Below are 24,186 nucleotides of genomic sequence, written 5' to 3'. Positions count from 1 at the left end.
TCGGCTCAGGGCCGGGGCCCAGGCTTCTTGCTCACCGTGTGCAACGCCCGGATTGCTCCGTTTGTTTCCGGTTCGCTCTCATGGTCGCCCACAGTGACGTCGTTCACTCGTCAACGAAGGCTTCCTACTAATGGATGCGATCGCCACAGGATCGTGACGCGTTATCAAGCTACTGTGCTCATGCGTCACTCTAATGGCCTAGCGGCGGCCGTGTGTAACCGGCTAGGCCAGTCGGAGCTGACCACTTTGTGCGACGTCAGGGCCTAGGTCGCCCAACCGGAAGTGACGCCGACAGAGCACCTGATAACGGACAGTAGTTTCCGTGGTATCGGTTACACCGTTGCTCTCTGTACCCGATCGGTGCTGTTCCGTGTCCGAAACCGTGTCCGCGACCAGCACGGTGTCCCCGGCCCGGATCACCCGACCGGCCCGCACTCGCGCGTTGAACCGTCCCGGCACGCCGCACCAGCACAGCACCTCGACCTGAATGGCCTTCAGCTCGTCGGCCAGTTCGAACAGCCGCCGCGATCCCGGGAACATCTCGCCGCGGAAGTCGGTGGCGAGCCCGAAGCAGTAGACGTCGACCTGGACGTCGTCCGCGAGCTCCGACAGTTGTTCCACCTGCTCGGGGGAGAGGAACTGCGCCTCGTCCACGATCAGGTAGTCCACCCGCCGGCCCTCGGCCCACTCCGCGCGCACGAGCTGGCGGAGATCGTCGTCGCGGATCTCCGCGGCTTCGCGCGTGATGCCGATGCGGCTGGAGATCTGCGGGCGCCCCGACCTGTCGTGCCGCACCAGCAGAAGTCCTCGCCGGCCCTGCCGCGAGTTGTTGTGGTCGATCTGCAGGGCGAGCGTCGACTTGCCGCAGTCCATGGGGCCGAAGAAGAACTTGAGGTGCCCCACCACCGGCGTCGTGCGCCGGGAACCCGCGACAGGTACGGCGGAGAGGGCATCTGTCGGATCGGGAAGGGCGTCCACGGCGGGTCACCCTAGTGCCTGGCTCCTGATCAACTGGAATCCCCACGGCGTATCCCTGCCCATCGTGCGTCCCTCCGTGTCAGCCGCAGATCCGTTGGCTGGATGTTGCCGCTGCGCCGCCTGTCGAAACATCGTCTCGACTCAGCGGCATTGATGACTTCAGTGTTGACTGATTCTCGGCATCGCGCGAATGGCGGTCCCGATCATCACCCAAAGGTGAGAATCCTTCAGGTGTCAGGTACCAACGACGCACCCGAAAGGACCAGAGGCGATGAACCCTGCACGTCTCCTGCTGGCTGTCGTCTGCCTGGGGCTCACCAGCGCACCCGCGGCGAGCGCGGCCGACACCCTGCGCGACGTCGTGATCGTCGGCAACGCCCAGGCCGGCACCGTCACATTCCTCGACGGCCGCACCTTCGCCAACGTCGGCACGATGGACGTCGCCGCCGACAAGCAGCAGCGCATCGACGAGATGGACCCGGTCCGCCGCGCCGCCTACGAGGCGATCCGCGGCCAGGTGGGGGACAAGTTCGTCGACGACGCCCACCTCACGCCGGACGGCCGCACGCTCGTCGTCTCGCGCGGCAACCTCGGTGACGCCGTGGCGTTCGACGTCGCGTCACGGCAGCAGAAGTGGCGCACCCAACTCGACGGCTACAAGGCCGACCACGCCACGTTGTCGCCCGACGGCACCAAGTACGTCATCTCGGCCATCACCGCGGAGAAGGCCCAGGTGCTCGACGTGGCCGACGGCCGGGTGCTCGGCTCGTTCGCGACCGGCGCCTATCCGCACGAGAACATGTACTCGCCGAACGGTCAGCGCATCTACAACATGAGCATCGGCAACCCGGCGCTGCCGAAGTGGATGAACTGGGCCAAGGGTGCCAAGCGGATCACCGTCGTCGACGCGCAGACCCTGCAGCAGGTGCGGTCGTACGACTTCGAGTACGGCGTGCGGCCGTCGGTGATCACGCCCGACGAGAGGACCGTTTACCTGCAGCTGTCCTACCTCAACGGGTTCGCGGAGTTCGACCTCGTCAGCGGCCGCGTCACCAGGACCGTGGAGATGCCGTTCAGCGACGCGGGCCGCAGGCTCAAGGAGGACGAGTACCCGCAGAACTCCGCCCACCACGGCATGGCGCTCAACGGGGGAGCGGACAAGCTGTGCATGGCCGGCACGATCGACGACTACACCGCGATCGTCTCGCGGCCGGGCCTCACCGCCGACCACTACGTCCACTACCCGGTGGGGGCGTTGCCGTACTGGTCTCTGACGAGCGTCGACGGCAACCACTGCTTCGTCACGCTGTCCAACCTGGACGCCGTGTCGGTGGTCGACTACCGGACGGGCAGGGAGGTGGCGCGGGTGCCGGTCGGCGACTTCCCGCAGCGTGAACGCCTCGGACGGCTCCCCACCAGCGTACTCAATAGCTTCAGTGTTGCCTGAAAATAAACCAGCCCTCGGTCATTCCGGTTGCCGATATAGCTCGCGTCGCGATATATTCAGCTACATGAGTGGTCGGGTCATGTCCGAACAGGCGTTCCTCGTGCTCACCGCACTGGCGGAGGAGCCGCTGCACGGTTACGCGATCGTGCAGGCGGTGGAGCAGCTGTCCGAGGGACGGATGGTGCTGCGCGTGGGCACGCTGTACGGCGTTCTGGACCGGTTGGTGGCGGACGGGCTCGCCGAGCGCGACCGTGAAGAGGTGCACCAGGGCCGGCTGCGGCGCTACTACAAGCTCACCGACTCGGGTGTGCGGGCGCTGCAGGCCGAGGTCGCGCGACTGAGCGCGAACGTGCGGGCGGCTTCGGCGGTGCTGAGGGGGAGGGGTGTCCAACCATGGGCGAGCAGGGCATGAGCAATCTGGAGCGGCGGTACCGGCGGCTGTTGCGGGTGCTGCCGAAGTGGTACCGGCAGGACCGAGAGGAGGAGATGGTCGGGATCTTCCTGGCCGACCGCACGGACGATCTCGACCTGGAGCACAGCTGGCCGGGGTGGGGTGAGACCGGGGCGGTTCTCGGGCTCGCGGTGCGCACGCATCTGGCGGCCGGCGCGGCGCTCACGGGCGTGCCGGCGAGGGTGGTGTGGCGCGGCGAGGTCGTGCGGGCGCTGGGCATGATCGGGCTGCTGCTCGGCGTGTTCTACGCGGGGTCGGCGATCACGAGCCTGGCTGTGGCGTACGGCAACCCGGAGTGGGCACCGTTGATCACCTGGTGGCGAGTGCTGGACCTGGGGCCGCTGGTGGCGTTCGCGGCGCTGCTGAGCGGCCGGAAGACGCTGGCCAAGATCGCGGCGTTCGCCCCGGTGGTGCTGGCGGTGATCGGGCTGGTGCAGCCGGAGTACGCGCTGTTGTGGAGCCTGTTCCAGTTGCCGGCGTTGGTGACGTTCCTGTGTCTGTGCCTGGGTTTCCACCGGGAGGCGCCGACGCCGCCGGGGCGCAGGCTCGTGTGGTGGGGCGGGGGAGCGTTGCTGCTGGGGTTGCTCGGCGGGTTCGCGACGGGGACCGGGCTGCTGGCGATCGCCTTGGTGACGGTGGTTCTGCGCGTGGTCGCGTTCGTGCGCGGCGACTTCGTGCTGGGGCGGGCGCTGTCGTTGTTCGCGGTGCTGCAGCTGGCGCCGCTGGCGTTCCTGCTCGTCGGGGGAGAGGCGCTGATCCTCGCGTTGCCGCTCGTGGTGCTGCTCGTGCTCAGCGCGCTGGCGCCGGTCCGCAAGCCGCGGGCGCGGATGTCGTGAACGCGGTGGCGCTGACCGCGGTCAGCGCCACCGCACCGGTCAGACGAGCTTCGGTTCTTCGTTCCCGACGGCCTTGATGGCGCGGCGGACGGGTACGAAGATCAGCAGGACGAAGCCGGCGACGAAGAAGATGATCAGCGCGAGGATGGCGGGCCGCAGGCTCCCGGTCGCCTGGCCGACACCGGCGAAGACCAGCGGGCCGAGCCAGCTGGTGGAGCGCTCGCCGACCTCGTAGAGCGAGAAGTACTGGGCTTCGCGGCCGGGCGGCACCATCTGGCTGAACAGGCTGCGGGACAGGGCGTTCGTGCCGCCGAGCACGATGCCGATACCCGCGGCGACGAGGTAGAACTGCAGTTCGTCGCCGGTCTTCACGAAGAAGGCCGCGGTGATCACGACGATCCACACCAGCAGCGAGCCGAGGATGGTCTTCTTGGCGCCGACGCGCTTGGCCACCTGGCCGTGCAGCACGCCGCCGAGGAAGGCGACGAACTGGACGATCAGGATGACGGTGATCAGCGTCTGCTGCTCGAACTTGAGCTCGACGCTGCCGTACTGGGCGGAGACGTTCGCGACGGTCGCGATGCCGTCGGTGTAGATCAGGTAGGTGCCGAGGAACGCGAGCGTGAGCGGGAAGGCCTTGGCCTGCTTGATGGTGGTGCCGAGCTCCTTGAAGCCGGCGGAGACCACGGAGGCGCCGTGTTCGCGGCCGTGCGGCGGCTGGTGCTCGGTGAGGCGGGTCAGGGGGATGAGCGTGAACGCGGCCCACCACACGCCGGAGATGACGAACGCGATGCGCGCTGCGTCGCCCGAGGTGATGCCGAGGGAGTCGGCGGAGAGTGTGATGGCGAGCTGGATCGCGAGCGCCACGCCGCCACCGAGGTAGCCGTAGGCCCAGCCGCGGCTGGAGACGCCGTCGCGTTCGTCGGGTGTGGCGATCTCGGGCAGGAAGGCGTAGTAGACGACGACGCTGGCGCCGTAACAGATGTTCGCGATGACGAACAGCAGCACGCCGAGTTTCCAGTTGGTGCCTTCGACGGCCGCGAGGGCGATGGTGGCCGCGGAGCCGGTGAAGGCGAAGGCGGCGAGCATCTTCTTCTTGTTCTGGGTCCGGTCGGCGATGGCGCCCATGACCGGCAGGACGACGACCTGGATCACGGTCGCGATCGAGAGCAGGTAGCCCCACAGCGAGCCGGCGGGGAACTGCAGCCCGAGGATCGTGACGTCGCAGCGCTCGAACGCGCTGTCGTTGGCGCAGGGGGTGGCACCGTTGAGCGCGGTGTCGGCCTTGGCGGCGTTGGTCGCGATGCTCGTGAGGTACAGCGAGAAGAAGACTGTGACCACGGACGTGGGGAACACGGAGTTCGCCACGTCGTACCAGACCCAGCCGCGCTGTTCCCGGCGGCGGGCGGTTTTGGCGTCGGCGGCGTCGTCGCCCTTGACCTTCATGTCGGCGGACTGTACTTGTCCGCTGATACGTCCAATGATCGACTGTCCAACCTGTTACCAGGTGCCGCGCGACCGGAGTACTTCCCGCAGGACGTCGGGCCGGTCGGTCACGAGCCCGTCGACTCCGATGTCGAGCAACGCCCGCATGTCGGCCTCGTCGTCGATGGTCCAGACGTGCACTTCAAGATCGCGCCGGTGTGCCGCCTGGACGAACCTGCGGTCCACGACGGTGAGCCGTCCCTGGTTGACCGGCACCTGCGCGACCTGCCCGCGCACCGCCAGCCCGGCGAACGGAATCCGCCCGGCCGCCCACAGCGCGCCGGCGGACCGCGGTCCCATGGAGGTGAGCAGTTCTGGCCCGCCACTGCGCCGCAGCCGGGCGAGCCGGTTGTCCGAGAAGCTCGCCAGGCAGACCCGGTGCAGCGCCTTGGCCTTGCGCAGCAGCCCGAGGATCGGCTCGACCGCGCGGTCGGTCTTCACGTCGATGTTGAAGAAGGTGTCCGGCAACTCCTCCAGCACGTCCGCGAGCCGGGCGATGGGCTCCCGTCCGCCGACCCGTGCCTGCCGGACCTCGGTCCAGGGCAGGTCGGCCACTCGTCCCTGCCCGTCGGTGGTGCGGTCGAGGGTGTGGTCGTGGTGCACCACAACGACACCATCGGCCGTGGCGTGCACATCGGTCTCGATGTAGCGGTAGCCCTCCCGTACGGCACGCCGGAACGAGCTCAGCGAGTTCTCCATGCCGCTGAGGTCGTCGACGTGCCAGCCGCGGTGGGCGAAGGCTCGGGGGTGCGGGCCGGCGAGGTACGGGTGGGTCACCCCTTGAGTGTGCCTTCCACCAGTGGCTCCAGGGTGGACAGTGGGTGGCGTGACACTTTCTTCTTAATCTCTATTGTTTCAGTGTGGACTAAATTCAAGCCTAACGGTCCACTGTCCCAGCCTTCACCACCGGAACCACAATCGTCACGAAGCCACGATGACGAAACCAACGCTCGTCCACCGCCCGCGCAAGGCGCCCGCACCCCAACGAACCCATCGCAACAAAACCAAACCCAACCCAAAACCAACACCAATCGTCGAACCAGTACTGTCCGGTCCCCTACGAAGGTCGGGGTTTCTGGCGCGTCGCTGGAGCCCACCACCCGCCACCCGCTACCGTCGCGCGCCATGGAGCGCTCCATGGAGGCGGATGAGCCCAAGCACTGTGCGTGGTGCGGGAGGCGGTTGCCGGGGAGTGGGCGGATAGGCCGGCCGAGGCGGTACTGCGCGCAGCCGTGTCGTCAGCGTGCGTATGAGCGCAGGGCGGCGTTGCAGCGGGGTGGGCTTCCGGAGGACGCCGTCGTGTTGTCCACCGCCGAGCTGGCTGATCTGCAGGACAGGTTGTTCCAGCTGCGGTGTGCCGCGGAGGACGTGGTGACGGCGGCGCAGGACGGGGCGGAGAACGAGGAGCTGCGGAAGCTGGCCGCGGAGCTGGTGGAGTCGGCCAAGGGGTTGGAGCGGCTGCGATAGCCGTTCGCAAAACAGCGAACTTACCGGCGTAGCGGGTTGCTTACGTCCGGTGATCGGACGATCATGACGCGCGTGACCTCCTACTGCCGCACGGTGCTGGACCGAGCGGATGTCGGCTATGCCGTGACGGACGCGCGCGGGAACCTGTTGTGGTGCAACCGTGCGTTGGGTGCGGTGCTCGGTGTTCCGGTCGAGCAGGCGTACGGGCGGTCGTTGCCTGCCCTGTTGCCGGGGGTGCCTGAGGCGCCCGCGCCGACCAGGGAGGTGCTGGCGCCGGGTCCGAAGTGGCTCGAGGTGCGGTGCTCGCGGCTGGGTGACGACCTGATGTACGAGGTCGTGGACGTGTCGGTGTGGCGTGATCGTGAGCTGACGGTCACCCAGGAGGCGGATGCTCTGCGGCGGGCTCAGGCTCTGGGGCGGATGGGTACCTGGGAGTGGTCCATCTCGGAGGACCAGGTGACCTGGTCGGACACTCTGCTGGAGATGTTCGGGTTCGCGCCGGGGACGGCGTTCGACTTCGAGTTGTACTCGCGGCTGGTGCACCCGGACGACCTGCCGATGATCGAGGAGACGCTCGACGCGGCGCTGAAGACGGGTTCGGTCTTCACGTACACGCATCGGATGCTGCGGCCTGATGGCAAGGAGCGGGTGTTCGAGTGTTTCGGTGAGGTCGTCGTGGACGACGACGGCACGCCGGTGCGGGCGTTGGGGACCGCGCACGATGTCACTCAGTCGTCGCGGGTGCACGACGAGCTGGTGAGGATGGCGGAGCAGGATCCGCTCACGGGTCTGCCGAACCGAAGGGCTCTGACGAGGGCGTTGGAGCAGGAGCTGGCGAACAACGGTTCGGGTGCTCTGCTCGTTCTGGACCTGGACAACTTCAAGGATGTCAACGATCTGCGTGGTCATGCGGTTGGTGACCGGGTGATGCGGATGCTGGCGAGTGCTCTGCAGTCGCGGCTCGGTGACAGGTTGATCGCCAGGCTGGGTGGTGACGAGTTCGCGGTGGTGCTGCCGGGTGCGTCCTTGGAGGACGCGTCGGGTGTGGCGGACAACCTGAAGGAAGCGGTGGCGGGTTTTCCGCTGGCGGGGATCGGTACGCCGGCGCGGATCACGGTGAGCACGGGGCTGGCGGAGTTCGGTCCTGGTGACTCGTGGGAGCTGGTGCTGGCGAACGCGGATCTGGCGTTGTACGCGTCGAAGGCGGCGGGCCGGGACCGGGTGACGGTGTACGAGCCGAATCACTACGCGGACACGGTGAAGCGGGTGAGTGTGCTGGATCGGCTGAGGTCGGCGCTGGCCGGTGGTGGTCTGGCGTTGTACGGCATGCCGATGGTGGAGCTGAGCACCGGTACGACTCTTGGTCACGAGTTGTTGTTGCGGTTGGAGGACGGGCAGGAGCCGTATCTCGGTCCGGCGGACTTCCTGCCGGTGGCTGAGCGGAGCAACCTGATTCTCGAGGTTGATCGGTGGGTGTTGTCGACCGCGATCGACGCGTTGGTGGAGGAGCCGGATTCGCGGCTGCGGTTCAACGTCAACGTGTCGGGCCGGACGTTGGAGGATCCTGACTTCGGTGGTTTCGTGCTGGACAAGCTGGGTTCGGCGGGTGTCGCGCCCGGGCGTCTGGGTTTGGAGATCACGGAGACGGCGGCGGTGACCAATTTGGACGCCGCGGTGACTCTGGCGACGCAGTTGCGGAGTTTCGGGTGCCGGATCACGTTGGACGACTTCGGGTCGGGGTTCGGGTCGTTCGTGCATCTGAAGCATCTGCCGATCACGGGGATCAAGATCGACGGTGAGTTCGTGAAGGGCATCGAGACCAGTGACGCGGACGCGGTGCTGGTGTCGGGGATCGTGCAGATCGCGAACGGGCTGGGGTTGTCCGCGGTGGCGGAGTGGGTGGAGCGGCCGTCGCAGGTGGAGGCTCTCAAGAAGCTGGGTGTGCGGGTGGGGCAGGGTTTTCACCTCGGCAGGCCGGTGCCGTTGCGTGACGTGGTGAACGCGGAGCGCATGCCGCCGAATGGTGCATTGTCGTCTCGGGTGGTCGGAGCAGAGGATGGTGCGCGCTCCTGATCACCGCCTTGATGGGATGCCCGTGTCGTCTTGTGGTTTGCGTCGTCTTGAGTTGAGTGTTGCCGAGCCTGAGTCGTCGGTGGATTTTTTCGCCGGTGTGCTCGGGTGGACGGTGATCGCGGAGCCGGGTGGCTCGTTCACGGGTTGGGTGGGTGACAGACTCGCGGCGCAGGTTGTTGCGGGTGAAGAGGGTTGGCGGTTGTTCTTCGGTGGTGACGAGCCGCGCGCGTTGATGGCCAATTCCTCTGTGGACAGTGGTCGGGTGTTGCACGGTCCGTGGGCGCCGCCGCCGCGGCACGGTGAGCCGTGCTGGGTGGAGTTGCTGACGAGTGCGCCGGATGAGGACGGGGCGTACTGGAAGCGTGAGCTCGGCTGGGACGCCGCGGAGGGGCAGCCGGGTCTGGGTTTGTACACGTCGGCGCGGCATGGTGATCCGCGTCCGGTTGCGGGGACCATGAACTCCTGCTTGGGTGCCGAGTCCAACTGGAGCGTCTACTTCGCTGTCGACGACATCCAGGCCGCGTGCGCGCGTGTGTCCGAGTTGGACGGTGAGGTGTCGTTCGGCCCTGGACCGTTGCCGATCGGGATGATCGCGTCGATCGAGGGCCCGCACGGCGGATACTGCCAGCTGCTGGAGAAGCCGGTGGCGTGGGGTGGGAACTGGTCCGGCTAAGGGCTCAGGCTTCGAGTTCGGGCGGGAAGCCGCCGGTGGCGATGGGGCCCCAGCTGTCGATGGTGATGCGGATCAGTGCTTTGCCCTGGCGCAGCATGGCGGCGCGGTACTCGTCCCAGTCGGGGTGTTCGCCCGCGATGCAGCGGTAGTAGTCGACGAAGTCCTCCAGTGCGTCCGGCAGGTCGAGGACCTCGGCGGTGCCGTCGATCTGGACGTAGGGGCCGTCCCAGTCGTCGGAGAGCACGCACATGGTGACGGACGGGTTGCGGCGTGCGTTGCGGGCTTTCGCGCGCTGCGGATACGTCGACACGACGATGCGGCCTTCGGTGTCGACGCCGCAGGAGACGGGGGAGACCTGCACGCCGTCGGTGGTGGAGCGGCGGGTGATCAGGACGCCGTGGTGGCGGGGGCGGAGGAACTCGAGCAGCTGCGGCCGGTCGACGAGGTCGGCGGTGGCGATCTTCGGCATGATGTGCAGCATGGCACGGTTCACCTCGTTCGACGGCACCGAACTCGCCTACCGGGAGGCGGGGGAGGGTGCGCCGCTGGTCGTTCTGGCCGGTGGTCCTGGCAGGTCTTCTGGGTACCTGGAGAATCTCGGCGGTCTGGACGCGCACCGCAGGTTGGTGGTTCTGGACAACCGGGGCACCGGTGAGTCCGCTGAGCCGGCGGATCCGTTCACGTATCGCCGGGACATGCTGGTGCGGGATGTGGAGATGCTGCGCCGCCATCTGGGCCTGGACGTGGTCGATGTGCTGGGTCATTCCGCGGGTGCGGGGATCGCGATGGGGTATGCCGCCGATTTCCCGGACCGCGTGGGGAAGCTGGTGCTGCTCACTCCGGCCCTGCGCAGCGTTGGTCTGTCGCCGGAGCAGAGCGACTGGGACACCTTCCTCGCCGCCCGTGCGGACGAGCCGTGGTTCGAGAGCGCGACGACGGCGTTGCAGCGCACCGCGGCCGGTGACACGTCGGTGGAGAACCGGGTCGCCGCGTCGCCGCTGCTCTACGCCCGGTGGGACGGGCGTGCCCAGGCCCACGCCAACGCGGAGCTGGGGCAGTGGAAGTACCACGTGGCGCTGGGCTACAACGCCGAAGGGGCGTTCGTGCCGGGCGTCCTGCGGCGGGCGTTGGCGGACTTCGACCACCCGGTGCTGATCTACGCCTGTGGGGAGGACCCGATCTCGCCGGTCCGCCGTTGTGCCGAGCTCGCGGAGTTGTTCCCGGACGTGACGATGTACGTGCACGAGGGTGTGGGGCATTACCCGTGGGTGGAGGAGCCGGGCCCGGTCGTGAAGCGGATCGCGACGTTCCTGGACGCCTAGTGCACGCGGGCGGTCGCGACGCGGTCACGGCCGTTGTTCTTGGCCTGGTAGAGCGCTTCGTCCGCGGCCAGCAGCAGCGGGCTGAGCTCGGTGGCGGTGTCGGGGAACACCGCCGCGCCCACGGACGCGGTCAGGCCGGAGACGACCTGGTCGTGGCCCAGGCGGTCGTCGACGACGATGTGCAGGCTCGCGATCTCGAAGCGGATGCGTTCGGCGGTGGCACGGACTTCGTCGGTGCTGACGCCGGGCAGCAGCACGGCGAACTCCTCACCGCCGAATCTGCCCACGAGGTCGTAAGACCGCACGGAGTGTTTCAACGCGTCCGCCACGGCGCGCAGGACGCGGTCGCCGGCTAGGTGGCCGTAGGTGTCGTTGATCTGTTTGAAGTGGTCGAGGTCCAGGATCAACACGCCGACGGTGGACAGCAGACGGCGGGCCCGCTCGATCTCGCGTCCGGCGACGTCGTGCCAGAAGGTGGCGTCCACCAGCCCGGTCTTGGAGTCGGTGCGTGCCGCGACGCGGAATTGCGGCAGCAACAGCCCCATGTGCAGGGCCAGCACCGTGAGCAGCAGCATCGGTGTCAGCCACGGCCGGTTGCTCATCATGATGGCCAGCACCGAACCCAGTCCGATCGAGGCGAGGATGATGAGCTGATCGGAGGCGTTGCCCAGGGCTGCGCGGGCGGGCTGGTCGCGGTTGGTCATCACGATGGCGCCAACCACCAGCGCGTAGTTCACGAGCCAGTACGCCAGGCCCGCGCTCGCCAGGGCGAGCAGTCCGAGGGGGCCGTCAACGTCAAGAGGCTGGTCCGAGAAGAATCCCAGAACCAGTTGCGCTGCAGCGCAGGCGAGTACGACAGTGGCTGCGGAGAACACCTTGCGGAACAGGACCGCCCGCCGCTTGTAGACCCGAAGCCACGCGTGCAGGTAGCTGATGGTGATCAGCGCGACCAGCAGTGGCATCGGCAATACGAGCACGCCCGCGAACAGCCACACGGACTGCATGTGGGCGTGTGGGGAACCCTCGCGGGAAATCTCGCGGATCCGTTCGATTCCTTGAGCCGCTTCAAGATGCAGCACCGCGCCGGCGGCGAGCAGCAGGAACAGCGGTGAGACGAACGCCTCGGCAGGGGTACGCCATGCGGTGGCGAGCGTGACGAGGGACGCCGAAACATCCACCGTCACGACATAGGCCAGCACCACAGGAGGAAGCGACCATAACCTCCATCGGCGCGGGTCGAGCCAAGGCACGCTGCCACCCCCACACCACTGTCAGGAACAAACAACTGTAGCTACCGGGTAACGCAAAGTCGTGGCTCCATGTGGGGGACCTCACCCTGAGTAGTACTCACGAATTCCGCATCCCTTGAAGGAGAGCGTCATGATCGTTCGTACCTCTTCCCCCCGCCCGGTTCGTCCGAACGACTGGTTCCGTCCGAACGACTGGCGTTCCAGCGAGACCCGCTGAGCCACCACACGGTCGCCGCACCGCTCGCCGCGAGCACCCCGAGTGCTCCGGCGGCGGCGACGACCTGGTGGACCGCGAGGGTTTCCGCGGCCAGTCCGGCCAGGGCCACACCGATGCCCTGGGAGACCCGCAAGGCGGTCACGGCCAGGCCGAACGCCTGCCCGCGCGACGCGTCCGGTACCGCGCGCACGAACGTCGTGTTCGCGACCAGGTGATATGCACTGGCCGCACCGGACAGCGCGAACAACCCCACACTGACGGCCAGTCCCGGCCGCAGCGCGGCCGGGACGAGAACAGCGCACGCGGCGATCGCCAGCCACGGCATGACCTGAAGCTGGCGCCGCTCGCTCAGCCGTGCCACCAGGAGCATGCCTGCCGCCGCACCCGCGGCGTAGGCACCGAAGATGGACCCGACTCCCGCCGGGCCCGCTCCCAGCTGGGCGGCGTACGGCGCGGCGAGCGCCTCGCCGACGATGTAGAAGCCCGAGACGCAGGCGAGTGCGACCAGCGCCCGCAACCGCCGATCACCCCACACCAGTCGTGCCCCGCCGACCAGGTCGGCGGGCCAGGCCCGCTCGTGCGGGCGGTGCGGCGCGGGTCTGTCCAGGAGGAACACCCCGATGAGGAACGCCGACAGGCCGAACGTGACCCCGTCGGCCACGAGCACCAGCTCCGGTCCCAGCCAGGCGACCAGCGCCCCGCCGGCGAGGAACCCGGCGACCTGGGCCGCCTGCGTCACCGTGCTCAGCACCGCTTGACCGCGCGGATACCGTTCGTCGGGCAGGATCTGCGGCAGCAGCGCCGCGCGCGCCGCTCCGTGCGGTGCCCCGGCGAACTGCACCAGCACCAGCAGTGCCGCCAGCACCCACAGCGGCGTCCCCGGTATCGCCATCAACGACAAGAGGGCCGCTCGAACCAGGTCGGCGGCCACCATCACCTCTTTGCGGGCGAACCGGTCGGCGAGCCCCGAGAGCAGGGGCCCGCCGACGAGGTCCGGCAGGAACGTCAACGCGTAGGTCAGCGCGGTCAGGCCCGCGCTGGCGGTGCGGTGGTAGACGTGCACCGTCAGCGCGACCCTCGCGAACTGGTCTCCGGCCACCGACACCACGTGCGCCACGAACAAGGCGCGGAACTCACCGTCACGGGCGAGCTCGCGGTAGCCGGGCATGCGTTACATGGTGGACGACCAGAACCCGCACTGGTGATCACGGGCGAAATCGGTGCCGGTGATTGCTCCAGGCGCCAGCGACTGCACCTGCGAACGCCACCCCGGCTCACCGGTGCGGGCGAACCGTCCCCACGCGGCGATCATGTAGTCCGACAACTTCTGCTGCCCCGGCGTCAACGGCACCCCGAAGTCGAACAGCAACGGCAGCTCCGAGGCGTGATACGCCTTGTACCCGCCGGGAAACTCCGGCATGTCCGGGAAGATCATCGGAACGTTGGTGTCCGTGAACTCGTAGCCCGACACCTTCGCCCGACGCCCGAGCTGCTGCCGCGTGTCGTGTGTGGTGCACGCCCACGACCCGTCGGTCAGCACGGTCGCGATCTCGTCGCGGGCGTCGCCGTTGCCGTTGACCGGATACCGCGCCACGATCTGGTCTGCTTTGTTCTCGCCGTACTGCCCGGCGATCAGCGTCCGGTATTCGGTCTCGGGCACCGTCGCGGGCCAGATCATCGCGATGAGCAACGTCGCCTCGTCGTGCGTCGACCCCACCAGCGTCGGCACCCGGTGCATGCGGCCGGTCTGCTGCGCCACCGCCGGGTCCACCGGCAGCACCCGCGTGTCGTACGCCGGCACCGTGAACACGTTGTGGACCTCCAGCAGCTTCGCCACCGGCAGGTCGCGCAGGCACGCGACGTCCTGGCAGCCCAGCGGCTGCGCGGCACCGAGCTTCTCGACGTCCTCGCGCGACCTCCATCCGGACTCCTGGCCGGGGAACGTGGTCGCGCACGGCCCCGACTGGATGATCGCCTTGTGGAACAGACCGGCCGCCCGCGGCGACGCCAGCTGCGCGCACACACTCAGCCCACCGGCCGACTCACCGAAGATCGTCACGTTGCCGGGGTTGCCGCCGAACGCACGCGCGTTGCGCTGCACCCACTTCAGCGCCGCCTGCTGATCGGAGATCCCGTACGCGCCCGAGTCCGGCAAACCGGGATGACCGAAGAAGCCGAACACGCCGAGCCGGTAGTTGATCGTCACGATCACGGCGTCGTTCTTCGTGGCGAGCCACCGCGCGTCGTACATGCGCGCCGCACCACTGGTGAACCCGCCGCCGTGGATCCACACCATGACCGGTCGCGGCTTCGTCGCCGCCTTCGCCGGCGTCGTGACGTTGAGGTAGAGGCAGTCCTCGGTCTCCGAGGCCGGCTGGTTGAGCTGCGGCGTCTGCGCGCAGTCCGGGCTCGGCACCGTCGCGTCCCGCACGCCCTGCCACGCCGCCGCCGGCTGCGGATCACGCCACCGGTTCTCACCGACCGGGGGAGCGGCGAACGGAATGTTGCCGAACGTGCGATAAGTGCTGGTCACGGTGCCCGACACCGCGCCCTTGTCGGTCTGCACGACCCGGCCGGTCCCTTCGGCCACTGCCGGTACCTGCGTGGTGGTGAACGCCAACGCGGCCACCACCGCCGTCGTGAGCAGTCGTTTCATCGGTTGAACACCTCTCACTGTTGTCCCCAGAAATCGCACCGGCGATCAGAGGTGAAGTCCGCCGGCCCGACCGCCCCCGCGGCCAGCGACAGCACCTGCGCCTCCCAGCCCGGATCACCGGTCCGTGCGAACCGCCCCCAGGCGGTGACCACGTAGTCCGACAGCGCCCTCTGACCCGGCGTCAGCGGCACACCCTCGAACTCGAACAGCAACGGCAGCTCCGAGGCGTGATAAGCCCCGTAACCGCCGGGGAACGGCAGCATGTCCGGAAAGATCATCGGCATGTCCCGTTCCGCGAACTCGTAGCCCGACACCAAGTAGAGACAGTCCTCGACGTCGGAGCCCCGCTCACCCAGCTGCGGCGTCTGCGCGCACGCCGGGGAGGGCTTCGACGCGTCCCGCACTCCCCGCCACGGCGCCACCGGCCGCGGATCACGCCACCGGTTCGGCCCGACCGGCGCGGCCGCGTGCGGAATGCTGCCGAACAGGCGATAACCGCTGGTCACAGTGCCGGACACGGCACCCTTGTCGGTCTGGACGACCCTGCCCCCACCGTCTGCCCCCGCCCGCGGGACCCCGGCGAGGGCAAGCGTCATCGCGGCGGCCACGGCCACCGCCAGCTTCCCTGCCATGTGTAGTTACAACCCCCTTCGGACTCGAACGTATCGACATCCGCAAAGGGATAAAACGGCTGAAGGACGACTTGTTCCATCATCCGAAAGTCGATGTTCCCGATCACCGGTTGCCGACATACCGACCGGTCGGTACCCTCCGACTCGTGGGTGACACGACACTTCCGGAACCGCTCGTCGACGCACTGGTCTTCGACTGGGGCGGCGTCATGACGGTCTCCGTGCCCGAGTTCGTCGGCGCGTGGCTGCACGCCGAAGCCATCGACCGGGACGTCTACAACCGCGTCATGCGCGAGTGGATGAGCCGCGACGCGCTCCCGGGCAACCCCGTCCACCGCCTGGAGACCGGCGAGCTGACGGTCGCGCAGTTCGAACGGCTGCTCGCCGCCGAGCTGATCACCTCCAGCGGCGCCAAGGTCGAGGAGACAGGGCTGCTGCGGCGCATGTTCGGCGGCGCCACCCCCGATCCGGCGATGGTCGAGCTCGTCCGCAAAGCCCGCGCCGCCGGCCTGCACACCGCGCTGCTGTCCAACAGCTGGGGCGAGGGCTATCCCAAGGACCTGCTGATCGAGCTGTTCGACACCATCGTGATCAGCGGCCGCGTCGGTCTGCGCAAACCCGACGAGCGCATCTACCACCACACCCTCGGCCAGATCGGGGTCCCCGCCGGCCGCGCCGTGTTCTTCGACGACGCCCCCGTCAACGTCGAAGCCGCCAAGTCCGCCGGCATGCACGCCTTCCGTCACACCACCGCCGACGACACCCGCGCCAACCTCGCCACCCTCGGAGTGACCCTGTGACCGACCTCCCCGGCCTCGACCTCGGGGCACTCGCCGCCCACCTCGGCACAGGACCGCTCACCGGCGAACTGTTCCCCGGCGGCCGCTCCAACCTCACCTACCGCGTCACCGACGGCACCCAGCGGTGGGTCCTGCGCCGCCCGCCGCTGGGCCACGTCCTCGCGACCGCGCACGACATGGCGCGCGAGTTCCGCGTCATCTCCGCGCTGGCGGGCACGACCGTGCCGGTGCCGGGCGCGAAGCTGCTCGTCGAGGACACCTCCGTGATCGGCGCGCCGTTCTACCTGATGGAGGAGATGCCCGGCGCCGCGCTGCGCGAACGGTCGCAGTGCCCGTGGCTCACCCCGGACATGGCGCGCACGCTCTCGGAGCGGCTGGTCGACGTGCTCGCCGACCTGCACTCCGTCGACCCGGCCTCGGTCGGCCTGCAGGACTTCGGCCGGCCGGAAGGATTCCTCGCCCGCCAGGTCGCGCGGTGGGGCAAGCAGCTCGACGCCTCCCGCAGCCGCGACCTGCCCGGCATCGACGACCTGCGCGCCAAGCTCGCCGACACCATCCCGGCCTCGGCTCGCGCCGCGATCATCCACGGCGACTACCGCCTCGACAACGCGCTCGTCACCCGCGACCCGCTCGAGATCAGCGCCGTCCTGGACTGGGAGATGGCCACCCTCGGCGACCCGCTCGCCGACCTCGGCCTGCTCCACGTCTACTGGGCGGGCCTCGGCGTCGACAACGACCCCATCACCGGCAGCGTCCCCTCCCTGCCGGGATTCCTGACCCCCGACGAGCTCGTCGCCCGCTACACCGCCCGCACCGGCACCGACACCTCCGGCCTCGGCTGGTACATCGCCTTCGGCTACTTCAAGCTCGCCGTCATCGTCGAAGGCATCCACTACCGCTTCGCCGGCGGCAAGACCGTCGGAGCCGGCTTCGAAAAGCTCGGCGCCTTCACCGTCCCCCTCGTGCGGCAGGGACTCGCCGCCGCCCACAAGGAGCTCTGACATGGACTTCGCCTACGACGCCACGACCGAGGAACTCCGCTCCCGCCTGCTGGCCTTCATGGACTCCCACGTCTACCCGGCCGAAGCCGTGCTGGAGCAGCAACTCCACGACGCCGCCGACCCGTGGGAACGCCAGCCCGTCCTCGAGGAACTCAAGGCCGAGGCCCGCAAGCAAGGCCTGTGGAACCTGTTCCTGCCCGACGCCGAGCACGGCGCGGGCCTGACGAACCTGCAGTACGCGCCCCTGGCCGAGATCACCGGCCGCAGCCCGCACCTCGCCCCCGAAGCGCTCAACTGCGCCGCGCCGGACACCGGCAACATGGAGGTGCTGGCCATGTTCGGCACCGACGAGCAGAAGAAGCAGTGGCTGCAGCCGCTGCTCGACGGCGAGATCCGCTCGGCGTTCTGCATGACCGAACCCGACGTCGCCTCCTCCGACGCCACCAACATCGCGACCCGCATCGAACGCGACGGCGACGAGTACGTCATCAACGGCCGCAAGTGGTGGTCCTCCGGCGCGATGAACCCCAACTGCGCCATCTTCATCGTGATGGGCAAGACCGACCCCGAAGCCGACCGGCACCGCCAGCAGTCGCAGATCCTCGTCCCGCGCGACACCCCCGGCATCACCGTCAAGCGCGCCATGCACGTCTTCGGCTATCAGGACTACGCGCACGGCGGCCACGCCGAGATCGTCTTCGACAACGTGCGCGTCCCGGCGTCCAACCTCATCGCCGGGGAGGGCGAGGGCTTCGCCATCGCGCAGGCCCGGCTCGGCCCCGGCCGCATCCACCACTGCATGCGCCTGATCGGCATGGCCGAACGCGCCCTGGAACTGATGTGCAGGCGCGCCGCCTCCCGCGTCGCGTTCGGCAAGCCCATCGCCGCCCAGGGCGTCGTGCACGAGTGGATCGCCGAGTCCCGCGTCCGCATCGAACAGGCCCGGCTACTCGTGTTGAAGACCGCGTGGCTGATGGACACCGTCGGCAACAAGGGCGCCCACACCGAGATCCAGGCCATCAAGATCGGCACCCCGCTGATGGCCGAATGGGTCCTCGACAAGGCCATCCAGGCCCACGGCGGCGCCGGCGTCAGCCAGGACTTCCCCCTCGCCGAACTCTGGGCCGCCACCCGCACCCTGCGCATCGCCGACGGCCCCGACGAGGTCCACCGCATGTCGCTGGCCAAGCGGGAGCTCAAGAAGTACCAGTAGAGCCATGGATGTGGTGCGGGGTGGACCGGCCGACGTGCCGGCGATCATGCGGATGCTCGACGACGCCCAGGACTGGCTCGCCTCCCGGGGGCGCACCGGCCAGTGGGGGACCGGCCACTGGTCCGCCATTCCGGCCGCCGTCGACCGGTTCACCCAGCTCGCGTCGTCCGGCACCGTGTGGCTCGCCGTCGTCGACGGGGTGGTGGCCGGGGTGGTCATCACGTCCACCACGTCCCCGGACTACGTGCCACCCGCGACGGAACCCGAGCACTACGTGTCCCTGCTGGTCACCGCACGCGCCTTCGCCGGTGCGGGCGTCGGAGCCACCTTGCTGGCCCACGCCCGCACCGAGGCACGCGCCGCCGGCGCGGAACTCCTGCGTGTCGACTGCTACGACGGCGACGACCACCGCCTCGTCGCCTACTACGAGAAGCAGGGCTTCACCCCGATCGCGACGTTCACCGCCAAGGACGGCACCTGGCCAGGACGACTGCTCGCCCAGCGGCTCTAGCCCAAGAAGAGGCAGAACGGGTGCCAGTCCGGATCGAACAGCACCCGCACGTCCTCCTGCGGCTGCACCCCGGCCGGCACCGCCCCACACGCCACGGCGCGCCTCACCGCCTCGTCCAGGTCGTCGACCTCGACGTCCAGGTGCTGTGACGCCGTCCGCTCACCCGCTTCCGCTCGAATCCCAGGGTGAACCCGCCCGGCACCCGCACCTCGACCCAGTCGTCATCGGCACCGCCCACCCCGGCGCCGAGCAACCGCGCGTAGAAGCCGGCAAGCTCTCGCGGCTTCGAGGTGCCGACAGTGACCGCGTTGACGCGCATGCCCTCCACGCTAGCCGCGGCGATTCAGCGCGTCCGTCCGCACCTGGTCGGTCTGCGCCCCGATCTCCGCGATCTGCTCCGCGAGCCCCGGCTGCCCGGCCCGCAAGCCGTGCTGCGCGTCCGCCAGCGGCCCCAGCAGGCCCGCGGCGTCCTCACTGCCCAGCGCCTGCCGCACCTCCGGCGAGTGCTGCCCGACCTGCGCGGCCAGCATCCGCAGCACGCCCGCGTTCTCCCGAGCCCACGCCGCCACCGCCCTGTCGCCGGCCCGCCGGTCGCGCTCGGCCTGCACCCGCTCGTCACCCGTCCCGGCCTCGCCGGTCCGCCGCACCCGCAGATACCGGCGCTCCGCCGCCTGCCGGCTCGCCACCCCCAGCGCCGGCGCGAGATCGGCCCAGCTCGTCCCCAGCGCGCGAGCCGCCTCGATCAGCTGCGGTTCCCAGCCCGACAGCTCGTCGCGCAGCTGCCGCAGCAACATCAGCGCGGCGAGCACCTGGTTCGCATCGCCGGGGGACGAGGCGGTCTTGCGGACGGTTTCGTAGTCACTCGTCATGTCATCCTTCCGATGACCGATGGGCTTGTCATCGTTCCGACGACATGCTACAACGGAGGCACAGCGCATTGACAGTCCACAGAGGGATAAACAGGAGGTGTCAGATGTTGATGCGCACTGACCCGTTCCGCGAGCTGGACCGGCTGACGCAGCAGGTCTTCGGGACGCCGGGGACGTGGTCGCGGCCCACGGCGATGCCGATGGACGCCTACCGCGACGGTGACCAGTTCGTCGTGTGCTTCGACCTGCCCGGCGTGACACCGGACGCGATCGAGCTCGACGTCGAGCGCAACGTCCTCACCGTCAGGGCCGAGCGCCGGCCGGTCGGCAAGGACGTCGAGATGCAGGTGTCGGAGAGGCCGCTGGGCGCCTTCTCGCGCCAGCTGTTCCTGGGCGACACGCTCGACACCGACCACATCGACGCCAAGTACGACGCGGGTGTGCTGACGCTGCGGATCCCGATCGCCGAGCGCGCGAAGCCCCGCAAGATCGCCATCAGCTCGGGCGAGGAAGCGCCCAAGCAGATCGACGCGTGACTCACCCGGCGGGCGGCGGCCGACCGGGTGACGCCAGGTAGGCTTCCGCCCGCCATGAGACCCCAGCCCCAGTGGACGGCGTTAGACGTCTACGCGTCCAATTCCGACCTCTACGCCGATCCACGCCTGGTGGAACGGGTGGACTACCGGCGCCGATTCAAGCGGCACCGGCCCCGCACGCCCTCGGTGATCCTCGCCCCGCACGGCGGCGGCATCGAGATCGGCACCTCGGAACTCTGCCTCGCGATCGCGGGCTACCACCCCTCCACCCGCGTGCCGATCGGCCAGACGCACGACTACTGGATGTTCGAGGGCCTGCGGTCGATCGCCAACGACGAGCTGCACGTCACCTCGTCCAACTGCGACGACCGCGTGGCCCGCACCCTCGTCTCCGGCGCCTCCCACGCCCTGGGCCTGCACGGCTGCACCGCCGCGGCCGCCGGGCTGGAAGACCACGACCGCGCCGTGCTCGTCGGCGGCCGCGACGCGCTGCTGCGCCTGGAACTGCTGACCAGGCTGCGCCGCGCCGGGTTCCACACCGTCGACGCCGTCGACCACCCGATACTGGGCGGCTACGACCGCGCGAACATCGCCAACCGCACCCGCTCCAGGCAGGGCGGCCAGCTGGAACTCACCACGCCGCTGCGCAACGCCATGTTCGCCGAGAACTCCCGCTCCGACCGCCGGCACACCACGACCGAGGTCTTCTGGGACTTCGTCCACGCCTGCCGCGCCGCCATCGCCGCGAGGGAAGCACTCAACAACTAGCTCAGAACGGCTGGGCCGGCGGCGAGCTGTCGGCCCAGCAGCGGCGACAACCACCGCCATGCCACCCGCGAGGCCCCAACCGCTCAGACCAACGGCAACGCGCCCAGCGGCCGGAACCGAGGCGTGGCGACCATCGCCGCGCCGCCCGCGAAGCCCCCCAACCGGTCTGACCGGCATCAGCCTCCCCGCCACCGCGCCCAGCCGCCGGAACCCGAGCACCGCCACGCCGGCCGCGAAGGCCTCACCGATCAGGCGAGCGTCAACGTCCCCGCCGCCGCGTCCAGCACCGCCCGCACCCCCAGCGGCAGCGACCACTGCCCGGCGCAATGCCCGAACCCGAAGTCACCCAGCACCGGCACCCCCAGCCCCGACAGCCGGTCGTGCAGCACCGAGCCGACGTCACCGCAGTCCGTCCACGACCCCAGCACGATCCCCGACACCGGCTCGAACCAGCCCGCCCGTACCAGCTGCGTCAGGATGCGGTCCAGCCGGTAGGGCTCCTCGCCGATGTCCTCCAGCAACGCGATCGCGCCGTCGACCGGCGGCGCCCACCGCGGCCCGCCCACCGACGCTGCCAGCAACGTCGCGTTCCCGCCCGTGAGCACCCCACGCGCGGTCCCCGCCACCACAGCGGTTCCGGCCGTCCACGACGACGTGCCCTCGAACAACAACGCCCGCAACCGCTGCTGCGCCACCGGGTCGTCCACGAAGTCCGACGTGCCCGGCATCGGCCCGAACACCGTCGCCCGACCGACCGCGTTGAGCTCCGCGTGCAGCACCGTCACGTCCGACGAACCCACGAAAACCCGTGGTGGCAGGTCCTTCCACGGCACCAGGTCGGTCATCCGCAGACACCCGTAGCCGCCCCGCACGCACACCACCGCGGCCACGTCCGAGCACCATGCCGACACGAACTCCGCCGCCCGCACCTCGTCCGGCCCGGCCAGATACGGCAGCGACCACCGCTCCACCACAGGTGTGGTGACCTCGAGTCCCCACGAGCGCAGCACCGCCACACCCGCGTCGACCTTCGACTCCGGAGCCGGGCCGGCCGGTGACACCAGCGCGACCCGGTCCCCGCGCGACAGCAACGTCACTCCGACAGTTCCAGCACCGGCACGCCCGGCGGGACGAACCCGAACACCTGGCCGTAGAACGACAGCTCCGCCTCCAGCGCCGTCTTGATGTTCTCCGCCTTGCGGAACCCGTGCTGCTCACCCTCGAACGTCAGGTAGGCGTGCCGGATCCCCGACCCCGCCAGATCGGCGGCGAACCGGTCGGCCTGCTCCGGCGGGCAGATCTCGTCCTCCAGGCCCTGCAGCAACAGCACCGGACCCGACACCGACCGAGCCTTCGTCGACGGCGACCGCTCCCGATACCGCTCCTCGGCCTCCGGCAGCGTGCCGACCAGGCCCTCCACGTAGCGGGACTCGAAGTCGTGCGTCTCGCCGCCCTCCGACGTCCAGCCCTTCAGATCCAGGATCGGGAACGCCACCATGCCGCACTGGTACACGTCCGTCGAGGTCAGCGACGCCGCCGACGTCCAGCCGCCCGCCGAGCCACCCCGGATGCCCAGGCGCTGCGGATCCGCCGTGCCCTCCTTGGCCAGCTGCTGGGCCACGAACGCGCAGTCCTCCACGTCCACGACACCCCACTGCTCACGCAGCCGCTCCCGGAACGCCCTGCCGTAGCCGGTGGAGCCGCCGTAGTTCACCGCCACCACACCGATGCCGCGGCTGGTGAAGTACGCGATGTCGGAGTCGAGCTTCGGCAACGCGCGCCCCGTCGGGCCGCCGTGCACGTGCACCACGTACGGCGGCAGCTCGCCCTCGGGCGCGGCGAAGCCCGGGTTGGACGGTGCGTACACGTACGCCGGGATCTCCCCGAACATCCGCTCGACCGGCACCGGCAGATACGCGTCCTCCGGCGATGACTCGCCGCCGGTCAGATACGTCAGCTCACCGTTGGACAGGTCCAGCCGCACGACCGCGAACTCCGACGTGGGCCCCGCCGCACCGCAGATCACCACGCCGTCGCGCACCGACAGTTCCGGTGCCCACGTCGGCAGGTCGGTCTGCACGTCGGTCACCGTCGCCGACCGCTCGTCGAGCACCGCGAGGTGACCTGAGCGGACCACGAGGTACCGGCCGGGCGACAGCGTGGCGAACCAGCGGTTGCCCAGCCGCCACATCGGCCCGCCCAGCTCCTCCTCGCACGGCGCGAGGTTCTTGCGCGAACCGTCCAGGCCGACGCGGAACAGGTTCCACCAGCCGTCCGGGTCCGTCAGCGCCAACAGGGAGTCGCCCTCCCACTCGAACTGGCACACCGCCTCGGTCGGCGAGCCGCACAGCACCCGGTGCTCGGCGGATCCGACGTCGGCGACGCACAGCTCGGTGCCGTCCCACGGCATCTGCGGGTGGTTCCAGCCGATCCACGCGAACTTCGTGCCGTCCGGGCTGATCTTCGGGCCGGTCATGAAGTGGTGCGAGGCGCCCAGCACCCGCACCTCGCCGTCCGGGGTGATCGCCACCAGGTCGCGGCGCACGTCGGTGCGCGCGTCACCGGTGATCGTCTCCCGCACGCACCACACCTCGCCGTCCGGGCCTGCCGAGAGGTCGGCGTAGCGCAGCCCGTGATGCCGCGGCGGCTCGGGCGTGAGCGGCACCGGCCTCGGATCGTCCGGGTTGAACACATAAACGCGCTGGTCGTCCCAGTTCGTGAACGCCACCCGGTCCTCGGCCAGCACCACGAACGGCCTGCCGCCGTACTCGTGCACCCGGTTGCGGGCGTTCCACGGGGCGGGCAGCACCTCGGCACCGTCACGCACCAGCGTGACCCTGCCGCCCTCCGCCGGCCGGCTCTCCGCCCACCACACGCGCTCACCGGCGAGGTCGGCCCACTGGAACCCACCACCCGGCTTCGAGGTGTCGCCGGCGCTGATCGGCGAGGTCCACGTCCCGTACGAAGCGATCTTCACCACAACCCGACCCTATACGCGGAG

Annotated in this window: 26 protein-coding genes; 13 read left to right on the top strand and 13 right to left on the bottom strand. The window is 69.4% G+C overall.

The window, feature by feature from the left end; translation table 11 throughout:
• Positions 1-222: 222 nt before the first annotated feature.
• Positions 223-978 carry a thymidine kinase gene (locus C8D87_RS01305; protein ID WP_112225222.1) on the bottom strand — a complete coding sequence of 252 codons (756 nt, stop codon included), beginning with the start codon at positions 976-978 and terminating at the stop codon, positions 223-225.
• A gap of 271 nt (positions 979-1,249) precedes the next feature.
• Between C8D87_RS01305 and C8D87_RS01300 the strand changes: the two genes are divergently transcribed.
• The 3 genes from C8D87_RS01300 to C8D87_RS01290 all read left to right on the top strand — a co-directional run bounded on the left by C8D87_RS01300 (position 1,250) and on the right by C8D87_RS01290 (position 3,712).
• Positions 1,250-2,425: a YncE family protein gene (locus tag C8D87_RS01300; protein WP_112225221.1), complete on the top strand. Its 1,176-nt coding sequence runs from the start codon at positions 1,250-1,252 to the stop codon at positions 2,423-2,425.
• A 64-nt stretch (positions 2,426-2,489) separates the two neighbouring features.
• Entirely contained in the window at positions 2,490-2,837 is a 348-nt protein-coding gene (locus C8D87_RS01295) for a PadR family transcriptional regulator (protein WP_233439539.1), read from the top strand.
• Complete coding sequence (locus tag C8D87_RS01290) at positions 2,834-3,712, top strand: hypothetical protein (RefSeq protein WP_146231560.1); 879 nt, start codon at positions 2,834-2,836, stop codon at positions 3,710-3,712. Before C8D87_RS01295 ends, C8D87_RS01290 begins: the two co-directional genes overlap by 4 nt.
• A gap of 39 nt (positions 3,713-3,751) precedes the next feature.
• Here the strand turns inward: C8D87_RS01290 and C8D87_RS01285 are convergent, their stop codons facing one another.
• A complete protein-coding gene (locus C8D87_RS01285; RefSeq protein ID WP_109636918.1) occupies positions 3,752-5,158 on the bottom strand; it encodes an MFS transporter in 1,407 nt (468 codons plus the stop codon).
• 54 nt (positions 5,159-5,212) lie between these two features.
• Positions 5,213-5,974 carry a glycerophosphodiester phosphodiesterase gene (locus C8D87_RS01280; RefSeq protein ID WP_109636919.1) on the bottom strand — a complete coding sequence of 254 codons (762 nt, stop codon included), beginning with the start codon at positions 5,972-5,974 and terminating at the stop codon, positions 5,213-5,215.
• A 348-nt stretch (positions 5,975-6,322) separates the two neighbouring features.
• Between C8D87_RS01280 and C8D87_RS01275 the strand changes: the two genes are divergently transcribed.
• The 3 genes from C8D87_RS01275 to C8D87_RS01265 all read left to right on the top strand — a co-directional run bounded on the left by C8D87_RS01275 (position 6,323) and on the right by C8D87_RS01265 (position 9,410).
• Positions 6,323-6,664 (top strand): hypothetical protein, encoded by a 342-nt coding sequence (locus tag C8D87_RS01275; RefSeq protein WP_045316915.1) that lies wholly within the window; start codon positions 6,323-6,325, stop codon positions 6,662-6,664.
• A 72-nt stretch (positions 6,665-6,736) separates the two neighbouring features.
• Complete coding sequence (locus tag C8D87_RS01270; protein ID WP_233441847.1) at positions 6,737-8,737, top strand: putative bifunctional diguanylate cyclase/phosphodiesterase; 2,001 nt, start codon at positions 6,737-6,739, stop codon at positions 8,735-8,737.
• On the top strand, positions 8,685-9,410 hold the full coding sequence (locus tag C8D87_RS01265) for a VOC family protein (RefSeq protein WP_112225219.1): 726 nt from the start codon (positions 8,685-8,687) through the stop codon (positions 9,408-9,410). The genes C8D87_RS01270 and C8D87_RS01265 overlap by 53 nt, the downstream gene beginning before the upstream one ends.
• Before the next feature lie 4 nt (positions 9,411-9,414).
• On the opposite strand, the gene C8D87_RS01260 is transcribed toward C8D87_RS01265, so the two are convergent.
• Positions 9,415-9,879, bottom strand: a complete 465-nt coding sequence (locus C8D87_RS01260) for a PPOX class F420-dependent oxidoreductase (RefSeq protein WP_112226197.1) — start codon at positions 9,877-9,879, stop codon at positions 9,415-9,417.
• Positions 9,880-9,889: 10 nt separating this feature from the next.
• Between C8D87_RS01260 and C8D87_RS01255 the strand changes: the two genes are divergently transcribed.
• Complete coding sequence (locus C8D87_RS01255) at positions 9,890-10,732, top strand: alpha/beta fold hydrolase (protein WP_112225218.1); 843 nt, start codon at positions 9,890-9,892, stop codon at positions 10,730-10,732.
• On the opposite strand, the gene C8D87_RS01250 is transcribed toward C8D87_RS01255, so the two are convergent.
• From C8D87_RS01250 to C8D87_RS01235, 4 genes are all read right to left on the bottom strand, one after another.
• Positions 10,729-11,982 (bottom strand): GGDEF domain-containing protein, encoded by a 1,254-nt coding sequence (locus C8D87_RS01250; RefSeq protein WP_233441846.1) that lies wholly within the window; start codon positions 11,980-11,982, stop codon positions 10,729-10,731. The genes C8D87_RS01255 and C8D87_RS01250 overlap by 4 nt on opposite strands.
• 128 nt (positions 11,983-12,110) lie before the next feature.
• Entirely contained in the window at positions 12,111-13,367 is a 1,257-nt protein-coding gene (locus tag C8D87_RS01245) for an MFS transporter (protein ID WP_112225217.1), read from the bottom strand.
• A gap of 3 nt (positions 13,368-13,370) precedes the next feature.
• Positions 13,371-14,855, bottom strand: coding sequence for a carboxylesterase/lipase family protein (locus C8D87_RS01240; RefSeq protein WP_112225216.1), 1,485 nt, complete (start codon positions 14,853-14,855; stop codon positions 13,371-13,373).
• Positions 14,856-14,869: 14 nt separating this feature from the next.
• On the bottom strand, positions 14,870-15,487 hold the full coding sequence (locus tag C8D87_RS01235) for a carboxylesterase family protein (RefSeq protein WP_112225215.1): 618 nt from the start codon (positions 15,485-15,487) through the stop codon (positions 14,870-14,872).
• 146 nt (positions 15,488-15,633) lie between these two features.
• Between C8D87_RS01235 and C8D87_RS01230 the strand changes: the two genes are divergently transcribed.
• The 4 genes from C8D87_RS01230 to C8D87_RS01215 are packed head-to-tail and all read left to right on the top strand — an operon-like array spanning position 15,634 to position 19,012.
• Complete coding sequence (locus C8D87_RS01230) at positions 15,634-16,287, top strand: HAD family hydrolase (protein ID WP_233441845.1); 654 nt, start codon at positions 15,634-15,636, stop codon at positions 16,285-16,287.
• Positions 16,284-17,288, top strand: coding sequence for a phosphotransferase family protein (locus C8D87_RS01225; protein ID WP_112225214.1), 1,005 nt, complete (start codon positions 16,284-16,286; stop codon positions 17,286-17,288). The genes C8D87_RS01230 and C8D87_RS01225 overlap by 4 nt, the downstream gene beginning before the upstream one ends.
• Position 17,289: 1 nt before the next feature.
• Positions 17,290-18,501, top strand: coding sequence for an acyl-CoA dehydrogenase family protein (locus C8D87_RS01220; protein WP_112225213.1), 1,212 nt, complete (start codon positions 17,290-17,292; stop codon positions 18,499-18,501).
• A 4-nt stretch (positions 18,502-18,505) separates the two neighbouring features.
• A complete protein-coding gene (locus C8D87_RS01215; RefSeq protein WP_112225212.1) occupies positions 18,506-19,012 on the top strand; it encodes a GNAT family N-acetyltransferase in 507 nt (168 codons plus the stop codon).
• Here C8D87_RS01215 and C8D87_RS47355 read toward each other — a convergent pair.
• From C8D87_RS47355 to C8D87_RS01205, 3 genes are read right to left on the bottom strand one after another with little or no spacing between them, the layout of a single operon-like run.
• Complete coding sequence (locus tag C8D87_RS47355) at positions 19,009-19,119, bottom strand: VOC family protein (RefSeq protein WP_233441844.1); 111 nt, start codon at positions 19,117-19,119, stop codon at positions 19,009-19,011. The genes C8D87_RS01215 and C8D87_RS47355 overlap by 4 nt on opposite strands.
• Positions 19,116-19,331 carry a hypothetical protein gene (locus C8D87_RS47350; protein ID WP_233441843.1) on the bottom strand — a complete coding sequence of 72 codons (216 nt, stop codon included), beginning with the start codon at positions 19,329-19,331 and terminating at the stop codon, positions 19,116-19,118. The genes C8D87_RS47355 and C8D87_RS47350 overlap by 4 nt, the downstream gene beginning before the upstream one ends.
• A 10-nt stretch (positions 19,332-19,341) precedes the next feature.
• Positions 19,342-19,881, bottom strand: a complete 540-nt coding sequence (locus C8D87_RS01205) for an HSP18 transcriptional regulator (protein WP_112225211.1) — start codon at positions 19,879-19,881, stop codon at positions 19,342-19,344.
• Positions 19,882-19,985: 104 nt separating this feature from the next.
• Here C8D87_RS01205 and C8D87_RS01200 point away from each other — a divergent pair, with 104 nt between their 5' ends.
• Entirely contained in the window at positions 19,986-20,417 is a 432-nt protein-coding gene (locus C8D87_RS01200; protein ID WP_112225210.1) for an Hsp20/alpha crystallin family protein, read from the top strand.
• Between the two features lie 54 nt (positions 20,418-20,471).
• Complete coding sequence (locus tag C8D87_RS01195) at positions 20,472-21,185, top strand: poly-gamma-glutamate hydrolase family protein (RefSeq protein ID WP_112225209.1); 714 nt, start codon at positions 20,472-20,474, stop codon at positions 21,183-21,185.
• Between the two features lie 248 nt (positions 21,186-21,433).
• Here the strand turns inward: C8D87_RS01195 and C8D87_RS01190 are convergent, their stop codons facing one another.
• Both C8D87_RS01190 and C8D87_RS01185 read right to left on the bottom strand, forming a co-directional pair.
• Complete coding sequence (locus C8D87_RS01190; RefSeq protein WP_112225208.1) at positions 21,434-22,282, bottom strand: S66 peptidase family protein; 849 nt, start codon at positions 22,280-22,282, stop codon at positions 21,434-21,436.
• The gene (locus tag C8D87_RS01185; protein WP_112225207.1) at positions 22,279-24,165 is read right to left on the bottom strand and encodes a prolyl oligopeptidase family serine peptidase; all 1,887 of its coding nucleotides are present in this window, start codon (positions 24,163-24,165) and stop codon (positions 22,279-22,281) included. The genes C8D87_RS01190 and C8D87_RS01185 overlap by 4 nt, the downstream gene beginning before the upstream one ends.
• Between the last annotated feature and the right edge of the window lie 21 nt (positions 24,166-24,186).

Origin of the sequence: Lentzea atacamensis, from assembly GCF_003269295.1 — a bacterium.
In the GTDB taxonomy this organism is placed as follows: domain Bacteria; phylum Actinomycetota; class Actinomycetes; order Mycobacteriales; family Pseudonocardiaceae; genus Lentzea; species Lentzea atacamensis.
The sequence above is the reverse complement of the archived record's forward strand: the minus strand, read 5'-3'. Positions and strand labels throughout refer to the sequence as shown.